Source organism: Henriciella mobilis, assembly GCF_003576315.1.
Lineage (GTDB): Bacteria > Pseudomonadota > Alphaproteobacteria > Caulobacterales > Hyphomonadaceae > Henriciella > Henriciella mobilis.
In genome coordinates this window covers 48365-64548 of the sequence record NZ_QWFZ01000003.1, presented here as the reverse complement: position 1 = coordinate 64548, position 16184 = coordinate 48365, and the positions used below count along the sequence as shown (strand labels likewise).

At 59.8% G+C, this 16184-nt stretch carries 17 protein-coding genes; 9 read left to right on the top strand and 8 right to left on the bottom strand.

The genetic code is table 11. The annotated features are described in order from the left end of the window. The first annotated feature begins 87 nt into the window (after positions 1 to 87). Both D1227_RS00335 and D1227_RS00330 read left to right on the top strand, forming a co-directional pair. Positions 88 to 972 (top strand): glycosyltransferase family 2 protein, encoded by an 885-nt coding sequence (locus D1227_RS00335; RefSeq protein ID WP_119377801.1) that lies wholly within the window; start codon positions 88 to 90, stop codon positions 970 to 972. Positions 973 to 1023: 51 nt separating this feature from the next. Further along, complete coding sequence (locus D1227_RS00330; protein ID WP_119377800.1) at positions 1024 to 2271, top strand: polysaccharide pyruvyl transferase family protein; 1248 nt, start codon at positions 1024 to 1026, stop codon at positions 2269 to 2271. Here the strand turns inward: D1227_RS00330 and D1227_RS00325 are convergent. From D1227_RS00325 to D1227_RS00315, 3 genes are read right to left on the bottom strand one after another with little or no spacing between them, the layout of a single operon-like run. Beyond that, entirely contained in the window at positions 2225 to 2848 is a 624-nt protein-coding gene (locus tag D1227_RS00325) for a MotE family protein (RefSeq protein WP_119377799.1), read from the bottom strand. The two genes, D1227_RS00330 and D1227_RS00325, sit on opposite strands and share 47 nt — an antisense overlap. A gap of 3 nt (positions 2849 to 2851) precedes the next feature. Further along, entirely contained in the window at positions 2852 to 3355 is a 504-nt protein-coding gene (locus tag D1227_RS00320; RefSeq protein ID WP_119377798.1) for a DUF6468 domain-containing protein, read from the bottom strand. 5 nt (positions 3356 to 3360) lie between these two features. Continuing rightward, on the bottom strand, positions 3361 to 3870 hold the full coding sequence (locus D1227_RS00315) for a flagellar basal body-associated FliL family protein (RefSeq protein WP_119377797.1): 510 nt from the start codon (positions 3868 to 3870) through the stop codon (positions 3361 to 3363). A gap of 131 nt (positions 3871 to 4001) precedes the next feature. On the opposite strand from D1227_RS00315, the gene fliF reads away from it, so the two are divergent. Genes fliF through D1227_RS00290 form a run of 5 tightly spaced genes read left to right on the top strand, consistent with a single transcriptional unit; the run spans position 4002 to position 8266 of the window. Then, on the top strand, positions 4002 to 5531 hold the full coding sequence (gene fliF / locus D1227_RS00310) for a flagellar basal-body MS-ring/collar protein FliF (protein ID WP_119377796.1): 1530 nt from the start codon (positions 4002 to 4004) through the stop codon (positions 5529 to 5531). Further along, positions 5524 to 6063, top strand: a complete 540-nt coding sequence (locus D1227_RS00305) for a hypothetical protein (protein WP_119377795.1) — start codon at positions 5524 to 5526, stop codon at positions 6061 to 6063. Before fliF ends, D1227_RS00305 begins: the two co-directional genes overlap by 8 nt. A gap of 25 nt (positions 6064 to 6088) precedes the next feature. Further along, a complete protein-coding gene (locus D1227_RS00300) occupies positions 6089 to 6412 on the top strand; it encodes a FliM/FliN family flagellar motor switch protein (RefSeq protein WP_119377794.1) in 324 nt (107 codons plus the stop codon). Next, a complete protein-coding gene (gene fliP / locus D1227_RS00295; RefSeq protein WP_119403411.1) occupies positions 6405 to 7172 on the top strand; it encodes a flagellar type III secretion system pore protein FliP in 768 nt (255 codons plus the stop codon). The genes D1227_RS00300 and fliP overlap by 8 nt, the downstream gene beginning before the upstream one ends. Next, positions 7169 to 8266, top strand: a complete 1098-nt coding sequence (locus tag D1227_RS00290; protein ID WP_119377792.1) for a FliG C-terminal domain-containing protein — start codon at positions 7169 to 7171, stop codon at positions 8264 to 8266. The genes fliP and D1227_RS00290 overlap by 4 nt, the downstream gene beginning before the upstream one ends. 66 nt (positions 8267 to 8332) lie before the next feature. Here the strand turns inward: D1227_RS00290 and D1227_RS00285 are convergent, their stop codons facing one another. From D1227_RS00285 to D1227_RS00265, 5 genes are all read right to left on the bottom strand, one after another. Further along, the gene (locus D1227_RS00285) at positions 8333 to 9430 is read right to left on the bottom strand and encodes a flagellar basal body P-ring protein FlgI (protein WP_407647010.1); all 1098 of its coding nucleotides are present in this window, start codon (positions 9428 to 9430) and stop codon (positions 8333 to 8335) included. Between the two features lie 19 nt (positions 9431 to 9449). Beyond that, positions 9450 to 10430 (bottom strand): flagellin, encoded by a 981-nt coding sequence (locus D1227_RS00280; protein ID WP_119377791.1) that lies wholly within the window; start codon positions 10428 to 10430, stop codon positions 9450 to 9452. 1 nt (position 10431) lies between these two features. Further along, positions 10432 to 11880: a flagellar hook-associated protein FlgK gene (flgK, locus tag D1227_RS00275; RefSeq protein WP_119403410.1), complete on the bottom strand. Its 1449-nt coding sequence runs from the start codon at positions 11878 to 11880 to the stop codon at positions 10432 to 10434. A 25-nt stretch (positions 11881 to 11905) separates the two neighbouring features. Continuing rightward, complete coding sequence (locus D1227_RS00270) at positions 11906 to 13210, bottom strand: flagellar hook protein FlgE (RefSeq protein ID WP_119377789.1); 1305 nt, start codon at positions 13208 to 13210, stop codon at positions 11906 to 11908. A 63-nt stretch (positions 13211 to 13273) separates the two neighbouring features. Further along, positions 13274 to 14128, bottom strand: a complete 855-nt coding sequence (locus D1227_RS00265) for a flagellar motor protein MotB (RefSeq protein ID WP_119377788.1) — start codon at positions 14126 to 14128, stop codon at positions 13274 to 13276. Between the two features lie 159 nt (positions 14129 to 14287). Between D1227_RS00265 and D1227_RS00260 the strand changes: the two genes are divergently transcribed. Then, on the top strand, positions 14288 to 15217 hold the full coding sequence (locus D1227_RS00260; RefSeq protein ID WP_158586524.1) for a FliM/FliN family flagellar motor C-terminal domain-containing protein: 930 nt from the start codon (positions 14288 to 14290) through the stop codon (positions 15215 to 15217). A gap of 46 nt (positions 15218 to 15263) precedes the next feature. Further along, on the top strand, positions 15264 to 16130 hold the full coding sequence (motA, locus tag D1227_RS00255) for a flagellar motor stator protein MotA (RefSeq protein WP_119377786.1): 867 nt from the start codon (positions 15264 to 15266) through the stop codon (positions 16128 to 16130). The last annotated feature ends 54 nt before the right edge of the window (positions 16131 to 16184 follow it).

The following is a 16184-nucleotide window of genomic DNA, read 5'->3' as shown; positions in this document are numbered from 1 at the left end:
TGCACCATACATCATGAATGGCTGGCAAAAGAATTGCATCGACGCGAGGCGAAGCGGACTGTAATTTATCGGCAAGGGACAAAATTCATGACGCCATCGAAATCCCGACTGGCGGTTGCCATTGCGACCTTGGGACGGCCTGAGACGGTCAGGGAAAATCTTGACGCGCTCAGCCGGCAGACACGGCCGGCCGATATCATCCTGCTGTCGGTGACTGGACCTGAAGATGTGCCGGATGACCTTGAAGACCACGTGATTGTCATTGAGGGAACGAAGGGGCTTTGCGCCCAGCGCAACCGCGCGCTCAACGCGCTGGAAGGCAAGGCTGATTACATTGTCTTCTTCGACGACGACTACGTCCCGTCGAAATTCGCGCTCGAAGGCATGGTCAACTTCTTCGATGCCAATCCCGATATCGTCGGCATGACCGGCCATGTTCTGCATGACGACATCAAGGGGCCGGGCATGACCTATGAGAATGCCACGAAGATTGTTGAAGCATTCGACAAGAATCCGCGCCCCAAGCCGCGCGTCCTGAAGGAGGTCGACGATCTCTATGGCTGCAACATGGCCTATCGCGCGAACGCCATCGGGGACAACCGCTTTGATGAGGCGCTGCCATACTATGGCTGGCTCGAAGATGTCGACTTTTCGAACCGGCTGAAAAAGCATGGCCGGCTGGTCCACACAAACGCCTTCTCGGGCGTGCATTGCGGCGTGAAGTCGGCCCGCTCTCCGGGCGTGCGGCTTGGCTACTCGCAGATCGCGAACCCGCTCTACCTGGTACGCAAGGGATCGATGCGCCGCAGCAAGGCGTACACGCTGATGAGCCGCAACCTGCTGGCCAATCACGTCCTGACGTTCCGTCCCGAACCATGGGTCGACCGTTGGGGTCGGGTCAAAGGCAACTGGCTGGCCTTCGGTCACCTGGTGTCGGGAAAGCTTTCACCGGAATACATCACCCGGCTCTGAGCCGAGGCGGTCGACACCACTAGCCAGCTCCAGACTCAAGGGCCGCATGCCTTGAAACTTGTCCTGCTGAATCTGAAATTCTCGCCCAACCTGGGTGATGGCATCATCGCGGAATGCATGGAAGGCGTTCTGCAGGCGAGCCATCCGGGAATTTCCATTGTCACGTGCGACATTGCTGGCCGGACGGATTACGGGCAGGGCATCAACCGTTCGCGCGCCTTCCTGCTGGCCTTGCTTGAGCGCTTGCCAGCTGGTCTTCGCCGCACAATCGTCGCCTCCTGTCTCAAACCCGTCGTCCAGCTCAGGCTGCAGCGCCATTACAGGCGCAGCATGAACGGCGCCGATGTCGCTTTGCTTGGCGGTGGTCAGATCATTGCTGACTCGGATCTCAATTTCCCGCTCAAGATTGCTGCTGTCGCCGGAGTGGCCAGCGACCTCGATATACCCCTGGGCATATTTGCGGCCGGTGTGGGAACGCAATGCAGCCCCGCCGGAATGAAGCTCTTCCAGGGCGCACTGTCTTCGAAGGTTTTTGCGGCCTGGCTTCGCGATAAACGGTCCCTGCAGCGCTGGAATGACGTGTTCGCACCGCCAAGCGGGACGGTCGTCAACGATCCCGGCCTGCTTGCGAGTGTCATTTGGCCGAGTGGCGGCCTGGTGCAAAACGGGCGCGCCACGATTGGTGTCGGTGTTACGAACCCCAGCACGCTCAATCTGCACGCAGATCGGCCCGGTCTTGATCATGCGCGTTGGCGCCAGCTTCTTGCGTCCCTGTCTGAGGAACTCGTGCAGCGTGGTTACAAGGTTCAGCTATTCACCAATGGCGCCCGCGACGACCTGAGTTTCGCTGAGACAGTGTATGGATCAGTCTGCGCGAAGCTGCGGGCTGCCGACGAGGTTCTGGCAGCCCCCGTACTGCACCGGCCATCCGAACTGGCGCACCTGATCGCCAGTCTCGATGGTCTTATTGCGCACAGGCTACACGCCTGCATTGCAGCCTATTCCTATGGCGTGCCGCATGTCGGTCTTGGCTGGGATCACAAGCTGGAAAGTTTTTTCGGGTCGGTTGGCCGACAGGCTTACATGCTTGCCGATACCGAGCCGAAAATCGGCGATATGGTTGACCTGCTCGAGCGAGGTCTTGCCGAAGGCATCAGCCGCGCGGAGCGCCTGAAAACAATTGATGCCACAAGACTGCAGATCGAGGATCTGGGTTCACGCCTGACCGCATTTGTACGATCAGACCTGGCGGCTAATCCTGCGCAGCCCGGATATCATCGTTCAGGCTCGCCAGCTTGACACTCACCACATAGGCCTTGCTGGTATCCATACTGGCGAGAATTCCGCCGGCCTGATCACTTGGCATCAGGCGCAGGAAACCGGCGGCAAAACCGGGGTCCATCTGGTCAAAGATTGGCGCGGCCTGATCGGCCTTCATGGCGGCGTACATCTGCGCCAGGTGTTCGACATCCTGGTCGGCTTCGGCGGACATCTGACGCCAGCGGTCCTCCAGAGTTGCCTGCAGGGCCTGCAACTCCTGGGCTTTGCGATCGAGGTCAATCTGCCGGGCCTGGAGCTCAAGTTCCTGTTCCTGAATGGCCTCTGCGCGCCGGTCTATCGCTTCCTGGTCTTTTTCGAGGGCTGCAGCGGCTTCGCCTGTAAAGCAGACCCGGCCAGGCGTATCGTCCTCAAGGCTGTCGAGATCATATCCGGCCGAAATGATCTCGCCCTTTTCGGGGGCTCCCTCACCATGCTCGGCCGGAGCAGTGTTTTCTGCCGCTGCAAAGGCATGCGGCAGAATGCGTGACGCGCCGCCGATCGTGAACAGGACGCCAAGGGTGATGAGAACGTGGGTGCGGGTGTTGCCGGTGGCCATGCCTTACAGGGTCCTCTCCACCAGGTCCGCGTCTTCATCGTCGAAGAGAAAATCCGAATCACGGATCGTTGTCGCCGCGACGCCGGTGAGTGTCCGCATCTGGCGAAGCAACCGGCGCATCTCCGTCATGCTGTCTTGCGACTGGTCCAGCAGGTCGCCGAGCGCCATCTTGAGCTCGCCCTGCGCGGCCGTAGCGCTTTCGCTTGCTGTCTTGTGAGTTTTCTCGAGTTCGTCGGTGAGGGCTGACAGCCGATGACACATCTGGTCGGCATCCTTCATCAGCGAAGACAGGCGGGTTGCCAGTTCACCGGCCTGCGAACGGGTCTCGCTGGTGGCGGACGATACGGCGGAGACCGACTTCGTCAGCGCCATGATGGTCGCGCCCAGGCCGTCGCGCGTGTCTTGCAGCGCCTTCAGGCGCCGGCTTAGGATGAAGCAGTAGATGCAGGCCGCGAAGGATACGAGGAAAAGGGCCAGGTCGGTCGGTTGAACAATCATCTGATCCATACGCGTCACCTCAACAGGAATTCGGTCACAAGGACGCCGCGCGAAACATCACCGCCGAGGACGACCTCTGCCCGCCTCGAAAGTTGCTCACGCAGCCGCGGATAGAATGCGGCTGATTCGAAGTCGGACAGTTCTATGGATCGCAGATAACTGATGAAGGCGTCGGTCAGCATCGGCTGCGCCTTCTTGACGGCCGCCGCATCATCCTTGTCTGTGACAATGGCCGTCTTGATCTTCACATAGCGGCTGGCTGGCTCGTTGCCCACGGTGATCAGGATGTCGTCGAGTTCGACATAGGCGTGGTCCTCGCGTGCAAGCGGATCGGGGGTGAAGCTCACCGTTTGTCCATCCGGCGTGCAGATGGCCGCGACTTCCGAGCTGCCCGAAGGTGCCAGGAAGAATACCGCTCCAAACGAAGCGGCCGCAGACACAAGCGCAATGACGACAAATGCCATCATGCCGCCGCCTGACGAATCGCCTGACCCGGCCGGTTCCTTTTCCGAGTTGTCAGCCATGCAGCCCCTTCACCGTAACGGTCTGTCTCTCGTCTGCTGTAATCAACGCTGGGTAAAGGAAGCGTTAAGGAATTCGCGGGAGATGTTAACCATTACGTGTGGGATAGTTTCTGGAGCGGGGCACCTCATCCATGCAGTTTGTAGAGACTCTCAAGAACCTGTCCTTGGGAAGGCAACTATCATTGGCCGGGGCGGTGCTGGGTGTCATTCTGGCCATGACATTCATGGTTCGCGGCGCCGTGCAGGAGCCGATGGCGCTGCTTTATTCCGGTCTTGAGCCAGTCAATGCCGGCGAGGTCATTGAGGAGCTGGACAAGCGCGGTGTCGACTATGAAATCCGCGGGGAGGCGATCTTCATTCCGCAAAGCCAGCGCGACAGCGTGCGATACTCGCTCGCGCGTGAGGGCTTGCCGCAGCAATCCGTGCGCGGCTACGAGCTGCTTGACGATGTGAACGGTTTCTCGACGACGTCGGAAATGTACAACGCCAACTACTGGCGCGCCAAGGAGGGCGAGCTGACCCGCACGATCCTGTCGATCCCGGGTGTGCAGTCGGCCCGTGTGCATATCGGCGCCAGCCTGCGGTCTGGTTTTGCCCGTTCGGGCCCGCCGCAGACCGCCTCAGTGACCTTGCAGTCTGCCCAAGGCGTCACGCCGCGGCAGGCCGAAGCGATCCAGTACATGGTCGCGCTTGCTGTGTCGGGACTCAAGCCTGCCGACGTTGCTGTGATCGACCCGCAAAAGGGTATGATTGCGGGCCCGAATGTTGCGAAGTCGGAGCAGCCCTCCATCCTTGCCGATACCCAGTCCAACACCCTGGAACAGAAGATTCTCCGCCTTCTTGAGGCGCGCGTCGGGTCCGGCAATGCGAGGGTTTCGGTCAGCGTTGACGTGAACCGTGAGCGCCAGCGCGTCTCGGAAGTCACCTATGATCCTCAGTCCCGCGTCATCCGAAACCGCACCAGCAATGATGTTAGCGAGACGAATGGGTCGAATGCCGGTGGCGGCGTGACAGTTGCCAGCAACCTGCCGCAGGCCAACAATGGCGGCGGCCGGTCCAGCTCTGTTCGTAACAGTACCGAAAGCGTCGTCTACGAGATGAATGAACGGCGCATCGAAACAGAGATGCTGCCGGGCGACGTCCAGCGAATTTCGGTGGCTGTTCTGCTGAACCAGCAGGCGCTGAACATCGACCCGACGGCCGCAAATTCCACCGCGCTTTCACAGCAGGTCGTCGACGATTTCGAAAACCTTATCCTGGCCGCAGCCGGCCTCGATACCCAGCGCGGCGATTCTCTTACAGTGGAGCTGATGCCGTTTCAGGAAATCGAGGTTCCTGAAATGCTTGAGGCGCCGAGCATGGTCGAGACCATGATCGAACGCTATTCTTGGCCAGCGGCTCAAGCGGGGCTTCTTGGCCTGATCGTTCTGGCGCTGGCCTTTGGTGTCATACGGCCGCTGTTCAAGCAGCCTCCAGCCGGGCAACGCGGTGGCGAGCTGAACTCACCGCAGCTCATCGGTAGTGACGGCAGCGCATCGGCCGCTGCGCCGACCGATCCGTTCGAGTTCCTGAAGGACTATACCAAGGAGCGGCAGGACGAGACGGCTGCCTTGCTTCAGGCCTGGCTGGAAGACGATCAAAAGGTCGCCGTGAATGAGTGAGTCCTTCCTGGCTAACCTGCCGCGCTTCGACCGCGGGGATCACGACTGCACTGTTTCCCTGAGCGAGTCGGGCAATGTGATGGATGCCGAAGAAATGTCGGCGCCCGCCGAGGCCAACAGCGCCCTGCAGGAACAGATGCAGGCAGTCGAACAGACGCTTGCTTCACTGGCCAGTATTACGGAGCAGTTGCAGCAGGAGATGCGACAGCGCGCGGAGTCCCAGATGACGGCGCTTGCGGAAAAGCTTTTTCCAAAACTGGGCGAATCCTTCCTCGCTGAAGAGATCGCCCGGCACTTGCCAGATCTGCTGCCAGCGTCCGTCGCCGATGTTGAGATTCGCGCGGAGCCGGAACTCGCCGCGGCGCTGACGGCACTGATCGATGGCTCCAGCCAGCTGGCCGGGTGCTGCTCTGTGATCGAGGACGAGGCGCCCGGTGCGAATCGTGCCACGATTTCATGGCGTGATGGCGGTGTGGACTTTGACTTTGAGGGTTTGCTTGAGGCCTGTCTCGGACGGCTGAAAGCGGCCTGAGCCTATACGAAGAAGGGGTAGTTTCATGGCCAATCCGGAGCAGATTCAAACGGATCCCGGCGAGATTGACCGGCGCGATTCGTCGGCGGCCAACAAGTTTCGCCGGTCCATATTCAACGTTCCCGTCACCGTGACGGTATCGATCGGGCAGAAGCGGATGAGCGTGTCCGAAATCCTTGAGCTTGGACCGGATTCGGTTGTTGCGCTGTCTTCGCGCATCGAAGACCCCGTCAGCCTGTCGGTCGACAACAAGTTGATCGCGCGCGGTGAGCTAATCGAGATTGAAGAGGGCGGGCTCGGCGTGAAGATCACCGAGATCGTCGAGGAAGGCGAAGAGGGGAATGAATAGTCCGGTAGCCGGATATCGCGCTGCCTTCCTTCTCCTTTTGCTCACGGGCTTTGTCGCGCTTGGAGCATCGGCGCAGGAAGCCGCAAACAATCCGTCCCTGCAAGGATTGCTGAATACGGGCGGTGAGGGCGGTCTCAGCGGGACCGTCATCATCCTGTTCGTGATGGTGACGTTGCTGAGCCTCGTTCCGGGGCTGGCGATGATGGTCACGTGTCTGCCTTTTCTGGTCATTGTCTTCTCGTTCATCCGTCAGGCCCTGGGTGTGCAACAGGCACCACCCAACATGATGCTCATGGCACTCGCCATGTTCCTGACCTTCTTCATCATGGAGCCGACATTTGCCGAGGCATGGGCGAACGGCATCCAGCCTTACACACAGGGGCAGATTGCCGAGGAGCAGGCCTGGACGGCCGCGACGGAACCGTTCCGGATGTTCATGACCGCACGGACCGATCCGGAAGCGATCCCGGTGCTTAGCGAAGCGCTGAACCGGCCTGTGCCAGACGGACAGGCGCCATCATTCTCGCTGCTTTCAACGGCTTTCATGCTGTCTGAAATAAAGCATGCCTTCCAGATCGGCTTCGTAATCTTTTTACCGTTCCTCGTGATTGATCTTGTTGTCGCCTCGGTCCTGATGGCCGTGGGCATGATGATGGTTCCGCCGACCGTGGTGTCGCTGCCATTCAAGGTCGGTTTCTTCGTCCTTGCCGATGGGTGGCTGAAAATCACCGAGGCACTTCTGCGAGGGTACACGGGATGAATACGCCGATGAAGCCGTCTGCCGGCGCCGGCCGGGGCAATCTGACACCCGTCCAGGGGGCGGGTTCTGCGTCGCGTATCGGTTCCATCAGCCGCGCGCAGCGGGCTGCCGTGGTGATCGCCATGCTGGGCAAGTCGGCTGCGAAACCGATTGTCGACAAACTGGACGACCGTGCACTGGAGCAGGTTTCGCAGGAGATCCAGAACATCCGCTACCTGGGCCGAGAGGAGCTGGTGGAGATCGTGGTCGACTTTCTGCAACATCTTCACGGTCAGAATGGCGCCTTCCGGGGCGGGCCAGAGCGGGCGCGGGAAATTGTCGAGGGCGCAATAGGCGAAGCGCGCTTCGAAAACATCTTCGGCGAACCCTTCCAGGAGCTCGATTTCTCGCCGGGCTTTGACGACACTTGGATACGCCTCGAGCAGGAAGATCCCGGGCGGATCGCCGAGTACCTCAATGGTCTGACGCCCAACCTGGTTGCAATCATTCTTCGAAAGCTGGACGTCGCCGTCGCTTCGGAAATCGTGACCTATCTCGAGGATGACAAGCTCGACCCGACCATCGGGTCCATGGTCGAAACCGATCATGTCGATGAAGATATCGATGCGGTCGTCGCCAAGATGGTCAAGATGGAGTTCCTCGACAATTTTGGCGATGGAGGGTTTGGCGGCGATTTCGGTGGTGATGAAAGCCATCTCGCCGCGATCGGCGAAATGCTAAGCCTCGTTCCCAGCGACAAACGCGACCGGATGCTTGCTTTCCTCAAGAGCCAGTATGAGGGCAAGTTCTCGAGCATCGAACGGCAAATGTTCACCATTGAAAGCCTGCCCGACATTCTGCCGCGCAATGCCGTTCCGGTCGTTTTCCGGGAGCTGGACGAGATGACGATTGTGCGCCTGCTGGCGACGCTGACGGGCGACAGTGCGCCGGTCCAGGAATACCTGCTTGGCAACATTTCCTCGCGTCTGGCAGACCAGTACCGCGATCAGCTCGGTGATGTCTTCATCGGATCGCCCGAGCAGGCAGAAGCCATCCAGCGGGAGTTCTTCACGGCTCTTATGGCAATGAAGCGGCAAGGCACCATCAGCATGTAATCCGGGCTGCGTGGCCGCAGCGCCATTGCATGACGGCTCGCGGCCACATTTATGGCGCCATCCTGCCTAGCGGATGATCAGGTCCGCGTGGATTGCGCCTGCAGCCTTCATGGTCCGGATGATATCCGCCATCTCGCCTGGCGACACGCCGAGGGTATTCAGCCCGTCGATCAGCTGGGACAAGGTCACATTCGGATTCAGCAGGGCGATGCTGTCGGTACCGGTCTGCTGGATATCGATTTCGGAACGTGGCAGCACAATCGACTCGCCTTTCGAGAAGGGGTTCGGCTGCGAGACCACGGGTGTTTCGGTCACCTTGATCGAAATATTCCCCTGCGCGATCGCAACCTTGGAAATCGTCACGTCCTCGCCGAGCACGATGGTTCCCGACTGTTCGTCAATGACGATGCGGGCAGGCACCGCGACCTTGATCGGCAGGTTCTCGATATTGGCCAGGAGGCGCGACGGTGAGCCGCTCATCGAGCGAAGGTCAAGGTCGACCGTACCCGGATCGCGCATGTAGGCGATGGGGGTACCGATCGCCGTATTGATCGTTTCCTCGACCCGGGCGGCAGTCGTGAAATCCGGATCGCGCAGCGCCAGCACGATTGAATCGCGCTGGTTGAATTCGAATCCGGTCTCGCGCTCCACGCGCGCGCCATTGGGAATTGCGCCGGCCGTCGTCACGCCCTGGCGCTGCCGTGCGCCCTCAGCCTGCACATCCAGGCCCGAGACCACGATGCTGCCCTGCGCGACAGCGTAGACTTCGCCATCGGCGCCCTTGAGCGGGGTCAGGATCAGCGTGCCGCCTTCGAGGCTTTTTGCGTCGCCGATGGAGGAGACCGACACATCGACCGTCGAGCCGTTTCGCGCAAAGGCGGGCAAAGCCGCCGTAACCAGAACGGCGGCGACATTGTCCGGCTTGATGTCCTCGCCCTGCACATTCACGCCGAGGCGCTCGAGCATGTAAGTCAGGGAATCCTCGGTGAACGGCGAATTGCGGGCTGTGTCGCCTGTCCCGTTCAGGCCGACCACGATGCCGTAGCCAATCAGATCGTTCTGCCGGACACCCTCGACATCGACGATATCCCGGATCCGGGTCTGGGCATCGGCGGTGCCGACAGGCGCTGAGACCTGGAGCAGGACGGTTGCGGCGAGAAGCAGGAGGAGGCGCATCATCGGATCACTTCAGATAGTTGAGCAGGGAAAGACCAGAGAGGCGGGCGGTCAGCATGTAGGAGGCTTCGAGATTGTTCTCGAGTTCCTTCAGGATGGTGGCCGCTTCATACTGATCTCTCATCGTCATGTTGGTGAAAGCTTCGGTCAGTATCAGTTCTTCTGAGTTCAGCGCGTCCAGGCCCTCGGTCAGCCGTTCCTGGATGACGCCGAGCTTCGAGCGCAGCTGGATCATGTTGATCTGGCCGGAAGCGACCGTATCGGCGGCGATCCTGAGCGAGGCATTGTCCTGCGTCAGCAGGGCGGGCGGAGCGTCGTCTCCGGCCACGGCCATGACGGCCAGCCCTCTGACGAGCTCGGTTATGGCGGGATCGATCCCGTTCACCGCGTCAGGGTCGGTAATGCTCGCGGAGCCCTGATAGATATTGGCCTGCCAGCCGCCCGTGGGCGTATTGAAATAGGTGTCGAGCTGGGTCTGGAGGTCTGCCGCATCTGTCGCGGTGACAGCCATCTGCCGCACATCGCTGATAAGCTGGCTGGGATCTTCGAATGGCTGCGTCGATGTTGCATCGCCCGCGAATAGAAAACGTTGGCCATGGCGGTTGTTCAGCGAAGAGAACAGCTTTTCGAGGGCGCTGACCGCATCGCGGCCAATGATCTTGATGTCCGACTTGTTGTCGACACCCAGTGCCGCGAGCATCCGGGCAGGCAGGCCTTCAGCGCCTTCCTGCGCGCTCTGCAGGCTGCGCTGTGCAATGTCGATCCGTGCATCGCGCAGTTGCAAGGCGCCGCGATCCACCTGGATATCCTCAAGCGCCTTCTGGCTCAGCATCGCTTCGCCGATGCGGCCGGACAGAAACTTCGAGAGATCCGCCCGCTTGCCTGTCACAGCTTCAGATGAGACGTCGTTTATCTGCTCACGCAGCTGCGCCACATTCTTTGAAAGCTTGGCGTTGATGAGCGAATAGGAGATGGACATTTTTTCCATGTCAGAGGTCCATTAGCCGTTGAATCATCTGGCTTGCGACCTGAATGACACGGGCATTCGCCGCATAAGCCTGTTCGATGAGAAGCAGTTCCTGCATCTGCGCGTCGACGTCGACGGCCGTCAGCGACTGCTCTGCCTCGAACGCGATTGTGTGCTGCGCCGTTGTCGATGCCAGGACCGAGTCATGCGCGATGCGCGTCTGGCCGACCATGGATGACAGGTGTGCCGACAGCTGCGTCGCTGTGAAGCTTCCCTGGATACCGTTCTCGTTGATCGAGCGGATTTCGGTCAGCGCATCGACCATGGCCGACAGGATCGAGTTGTTTCCGGGCGGACCTTCAGCCGTTGCCGCCAAACCGTCTCTCAGACGCCACAGCTGGCCGCCCGCGGCCGGATCAACAGCGGCATTGATCTCGATCCGTGAGGCCAGACCATCGCCTGCGCCCGGATTGTTGTCGATAAACAGGCCTGGCGCGCCGCTGGCTGTGGTCGGATCGATCCCATCGGCCGACAGGCGCGCAATGAGATCGCCAGCGACCGAGTCGAGCTGTCGGCTGAGTTCCGGAAGGTCATTGTCACGAAGCGTGAAGAGGGCGCCGAACAGGCCGCTGGAAACGGCGGACCAGGCCGATGCGCCAGGCGTCAGGTCCGTTCCATTTACGCTTAGCCCGGAGAGCTGGCCGTTTTCGACGGTCTGCGATGCGACGAAGGAGTTAGAAGGCGAGAACTCGATTGTCTGCGCCTTGCCTGCAATCAGGAAGACGCCTTCTTTTGTCACCACGTCCACGGAGCCGCGATCGCGCTGGACGGTTTCAATCGGAATATACTCGGAGATCGTATCCAGCAGGCGCTGGCGTTCATCCTTCAATGCGGCCACCTGGACGGAGGCCTCTTCATTGCTGGAAATCTCTACGTTCAGCTGTTCGATTTCCTTCAGCGCCTTGTTGACGATCGTCACGCCGTCCGCAATTTCGCGATCAGCCTCGGCGCGCTGGGTTTCGACCATCCGCGACAGGCCGTGAAGCTGATTGACGAGTGAGCGGGCCGCATTCAGCACGGAATTTGCGGTCGCTTCGGATTCGGGAGTTGCCGCGGCTGCTTTCAGCGCGGACTCGAAACTGTTCAGGGAATTGAATAGGCCCGGGCCATCGGTCGAATTGCCGATGCGGGCGGCAATTGTTTGCCAGGTGCTGGACCGCAGGCTCGCCTGCGACAGGTCACTGGTCAGCAGCATCCGCTGGCCGGTCAGGCCATCGTCGCGCGCCCGGTCGATGCCGGCCACCCGCACGCCGTGCGTAGTTGAGCCCAGCGTGGTTTCGGCCAGCAATGCAGAACGCCGGACATAGCCCGGCGTTGTAGCGTTTGCGACGTTCGTCGCGACGATGTCGGCCCTCAGTCCACTGACTTGAAGGCCGGATCGCGCGGCGTTTATGGCGTGTGAGACGCTCAAGGTTCAGCTACCTTTCAGCCGCCGACTAACGTTTCAGGTTAGTCGTTTCCTGAAGCATCTCGTCCACGGTCTGAACGATCTTGGCGTTGGACGTATAAGCCCGCTGCGTCTCGATGAGGTCGGTCAGCTCGGCAGCGATGTCCGTCGTCGATTCCATCAGAGAGTAGCCTGCAACAGAACCAACAGGGCCAGCGGACGCATCCCAAAGGTAAAGGTTACCGCTTTCAGCGGAGACCTGGTAAGCCTGAGAGTCCAGAGCCTTGAGGCCGTTCATGTTCGGAACGTCGCCCACTGGGATCTGATACAGGGTGCGGCGGAAGCCGGTATTGTAGATCGCCTGCAGATAGCCGTTTTCGTCAACTTCCACCGACTGAAGGTCACCAATCGGCGCACCGTCCTTCGTAACGGCTGTTGGCGAGAAAGGAGCAGACAGCTGCGTGATACCAACGCTGTCGTTCGGGCGGCCGATAAACACGTTGACCGGGCCGTGCGGCAGGCTGAGTGCGATCTCACCTGTTGAGGAATCGTAGCTGATCCCGCCATTTGCCGTAGCACTCAGAATCCGGCCGCCATTGGTTGGCGTATCGGCAAAGGTGATATCCATTCCACCGATCGAGGTGTTGGGATCGCCAGCGCTATCGAAGACTTCAACAGTCCAGCTGTTGGAGTGACCGGACGCCGGGATCACCGGGGTGAATTCCAGCGTCAGCGTCTGGGCACGACCAAGATTGTCGAAATATTCGATCGGAAGCGGGAAGGAGTTCCCGGTTCCAATAGACTCGGTGGCATCGGCTGGCAGGTTGATGCCAAGTTCGATGCTCGTTGTCGGCGATGCGGTATATTGCGACGCGGCGATGTTCACCGGGGCAAGGTCGATACCGCTGTTGCGGCTGACATTGCCAATTTCGCCATCCGTGTTGGCAGGCCATCCGAGGAGAAAAAGACCGCTCTGCGTGCGCAGGTTGCCGTTCTGGTCGGCATAGAAGGAGCCGGTCGGCGTCATCATCATGTTCCGTTCCGACGCAATGGCGCTTACGCCGACCTGGTCGGTCACGGGCAGTAGGCCGCGGCCAGCGACGGCGAGGTCGGTCGCGTTACCTGTCGAGATCAGGGAGCCGGTGGCTGCAATGTCCTTGAAGGTGTCGACACGCACACCGCCTGCGGAATAGGCCGAAGAGCGCTGCTGCAGCACCATGCTCGAAAAGTCGACTTGGCTACGCTTGTAGCCGTAGGTCGACGAGTTGGCGATGTTGTCGGAAATCGTGGAAAGGCGGCTGGCATTGGAATTCAAGCCCATAACGCCAGCGTTGAGGGAAGACGAGATACTCATAAGACGGACTCCTACCGAATGTTGCGGTTAAAGAGTCGCGGTCTTTGGTTAACATCGGGATAATCAGCTTTTGGGCGAGCCCACGCTATCTGTAAGGATGGTGATAGATATACGCCGGTTCGGGGCTGCGCTCGGATCTTCCGGCAGCAGCGGGTCTGTATCGGCGCGGCCAGACACTTCCCTGAGGCGGTCGGGGTCGAGACCGGCTTCGATCAGCATCTGGCGGGCCGTGTTGGCCCGGTCGGCCGAGAGGTTCCAGTTATCGTAGCGCGCGCCGCCGCGATAAGGGCGGCTGTCTGTATGGCCAACGATCTTGATGTCGTTCTGGAAGGATCCAAGCGAGTTGTTCACCACGACCAGGAGTTCCTCTAGCAGCCCGGTTGGTGCGCTCTGGCCGATTTCGAACAGAGGCGCGCTGTCGGACTCGACGATTTCCAGAACAATGCCTTCAGGGGACATCTTTACCAGAAGGTGTTCTGAAAGCTGGGTGGATTTCTCACTCAGTTCTGACTGCATCGACTTCAGGTTTTCGCTGACTTCGCTCTGCGAGGCCTGCTGCGGCGTCTTTTCTTTCTCACGCTTCGGCTTGGGATATTCGACTGTATTGTTCCGCGTCGCGCCCGTGCCCATCCGGGCGTAGGTCTGCTCCGTAAACATCGAGGAGCCATTAAGGCCGTCCGAACCGCCACCGGAAATCCGGCTGACAGGAATGGTCGGATTGAAATAGTCGGCAATACCCTTGCGCTGTTCTTCGGTGGTCGCGTTGAGCAGCCACATAAGAAGGAAGAACGCCATCATGGCCGTCACAAAGTCGGCATAGGCCACTTTCCAGGCGCCGCCATGGTGCCCGTCGCCTTTAACAACCTTTTTTCGCTTGATGATAATTGGTTGTGAAGAATGAGATGGCTGTTCTGCCATGACGCCCCGCTTTCGAATTGCAGTCATGGTAAATAACAGCGATAGCTCAAAAGAGCTTCTACGCGGGGCAAGGGTTTGCAACGGTCCTGCTAACCATTCGTCAACCAAATAAATTCACTGGTTGGTAACAGGATTAGCTATTGTTGCCACGAGTGTGCCGTGTCCATCGTACTGAGGAAGAAAATCAGTGCTGCGGGGGGACTTCCCCAAAAGCTCATGCAATGCGACCCGCTCTGGGCCGCACTGATGGCGGCTGCCCAAAACTGGTCCAAACAGGTCTACAAGTCCGACTTGGCCGGGCGCATGACCAATAGCCGGATCATTGGCGGCGCGACCGCCCAGCGCGAACTCGGGCATCGTTTTGCGTTCATGCCGCAAATCATGTCGGGCGGCCCGCTGCTTGCGGTCGCGATCGACCGGGCCGGCGCGGCACGTTACGCGGCAACGCGCCTGCGCCAGCCAACAGAAAATCTGCTCCAGGCCGCAGACCTTTTCTTGAAGCTGATGTGCGAACAGCCCGCCAACGAGCTTTGGCAGCAGGTCGAAAGCGCGCTGCAGCCTGACGCTTTTCCCGGTATGCCCGCAGAGCTCACCGACGCGTCGGCTGTGCCGGACGGTATCGATTCTGATGTGCGTGTTGCCCAGATTACCATCGCAATGGCGGCAGAGGGCGGCGAAGATGGCTGGCTGCTTGAGGGCGGCGAAGACCCGCCGGAAATCGACCTCTTCTTTGACCTCAGCAAGCTTGAAGCCGTCGCAGCTGAATTCCGTGAACGGTCCAGGCCAAAGTCGCTCGGCGGTGGACACGATCGCGAAATGCTTCGCTCGCGCATGCGCAGCTCTTCAGTCCGTCTTGATGTGGTCCTTGGCAGTATTGTCCTGTCGGTCGGCGAATGCTCGCGCCTTAAGGTTGGCGACGTTCTGGACTTGCCGGACGTCGAAAACGGCAAGCTGACGCTATGCGCTGAAACCATGACAGGGCAGGGCGCGATCGCGACCGGCGAAATGGGAAATTGGAAAGGTCACCGGGCATTGAAGCTCGATGGGCCAGTTGTTGAGAGCTTCCTGCGCGAACTCGCGGAGAACTGAAGCTCGACAGGGGTTTGCGTCCGGATGGGCGCGGAGGAGGTTGAACGTGAATGCGATTCTGGGACTGGTGGTTACCATCGGTATGGTGTTCGGCGGCTATCTGCTCGCTGGCGGACACATGGAAATCATCATGCATGCCCTTCCATTTGAAGGGATGATGATTGGTGGTGCGGCGATCGGCGCATTCCTCGCGTCCAACGATTTCAACACGATCAAGCATACCGGCGGCGACCTGATGGCCGCGATCACCGGGCCGAAGTGGAAGAAGACGGACTATCAGGACCTTCTCTGCCTGATGACCGAACTGCTGAATGTTCTCAAGCAGAACCCTGTCGATATCGAAGCGCATATCGAAGAGCCGCAATCGTCGGATATCTTCCAGAAGTATCCAAAGATCCTGAAAGATCACGATGCGATCGAGATGATCTGCGACACCATCCGGTCGATGCTGATGAACTTCGACAACGTGCACCAGGTCGAGGAGCTCCTGGAGAAGCATCTCGAAAGCTTGCTGGAAGAGAAGCAGCATGGGTCGCACGCACTTCAGAACATGGCTGACGCGCTTCCGGCGCTGGGCATCGTTGCGGCCGTTCTCGGCGTTATCAAGACAATGGCCTCGATCGACAAGCCGCCGGAAATTCTCGGCGGGATGATTGGCGGCGCGCTGGTGGGGACATTCCTGGGCGTTTTCCTGGCCTATGGCGTGGTCGGTCCGTTCGCATCGCGCATCCGCTCGATCCGGGCCGAGGAGCATTTCTTCTACTCGATGATCGGCGAGGTGCTCGTGTCGAACCTGCACAAGAACCCGGTCAATATCTGCGTCGAGGTCGCGCGGCGACATGCGCCAGCCCGCGTTCGTCCATCCTTCAATGAAATCGAACAGGCTGTCAGGGGGCTCAAGCAGGCGGCGTGAAACGTCGAGGCATCATCTGTTCTGTCGCCCTCGCCCTTGCTGGGGGAGGGTTGG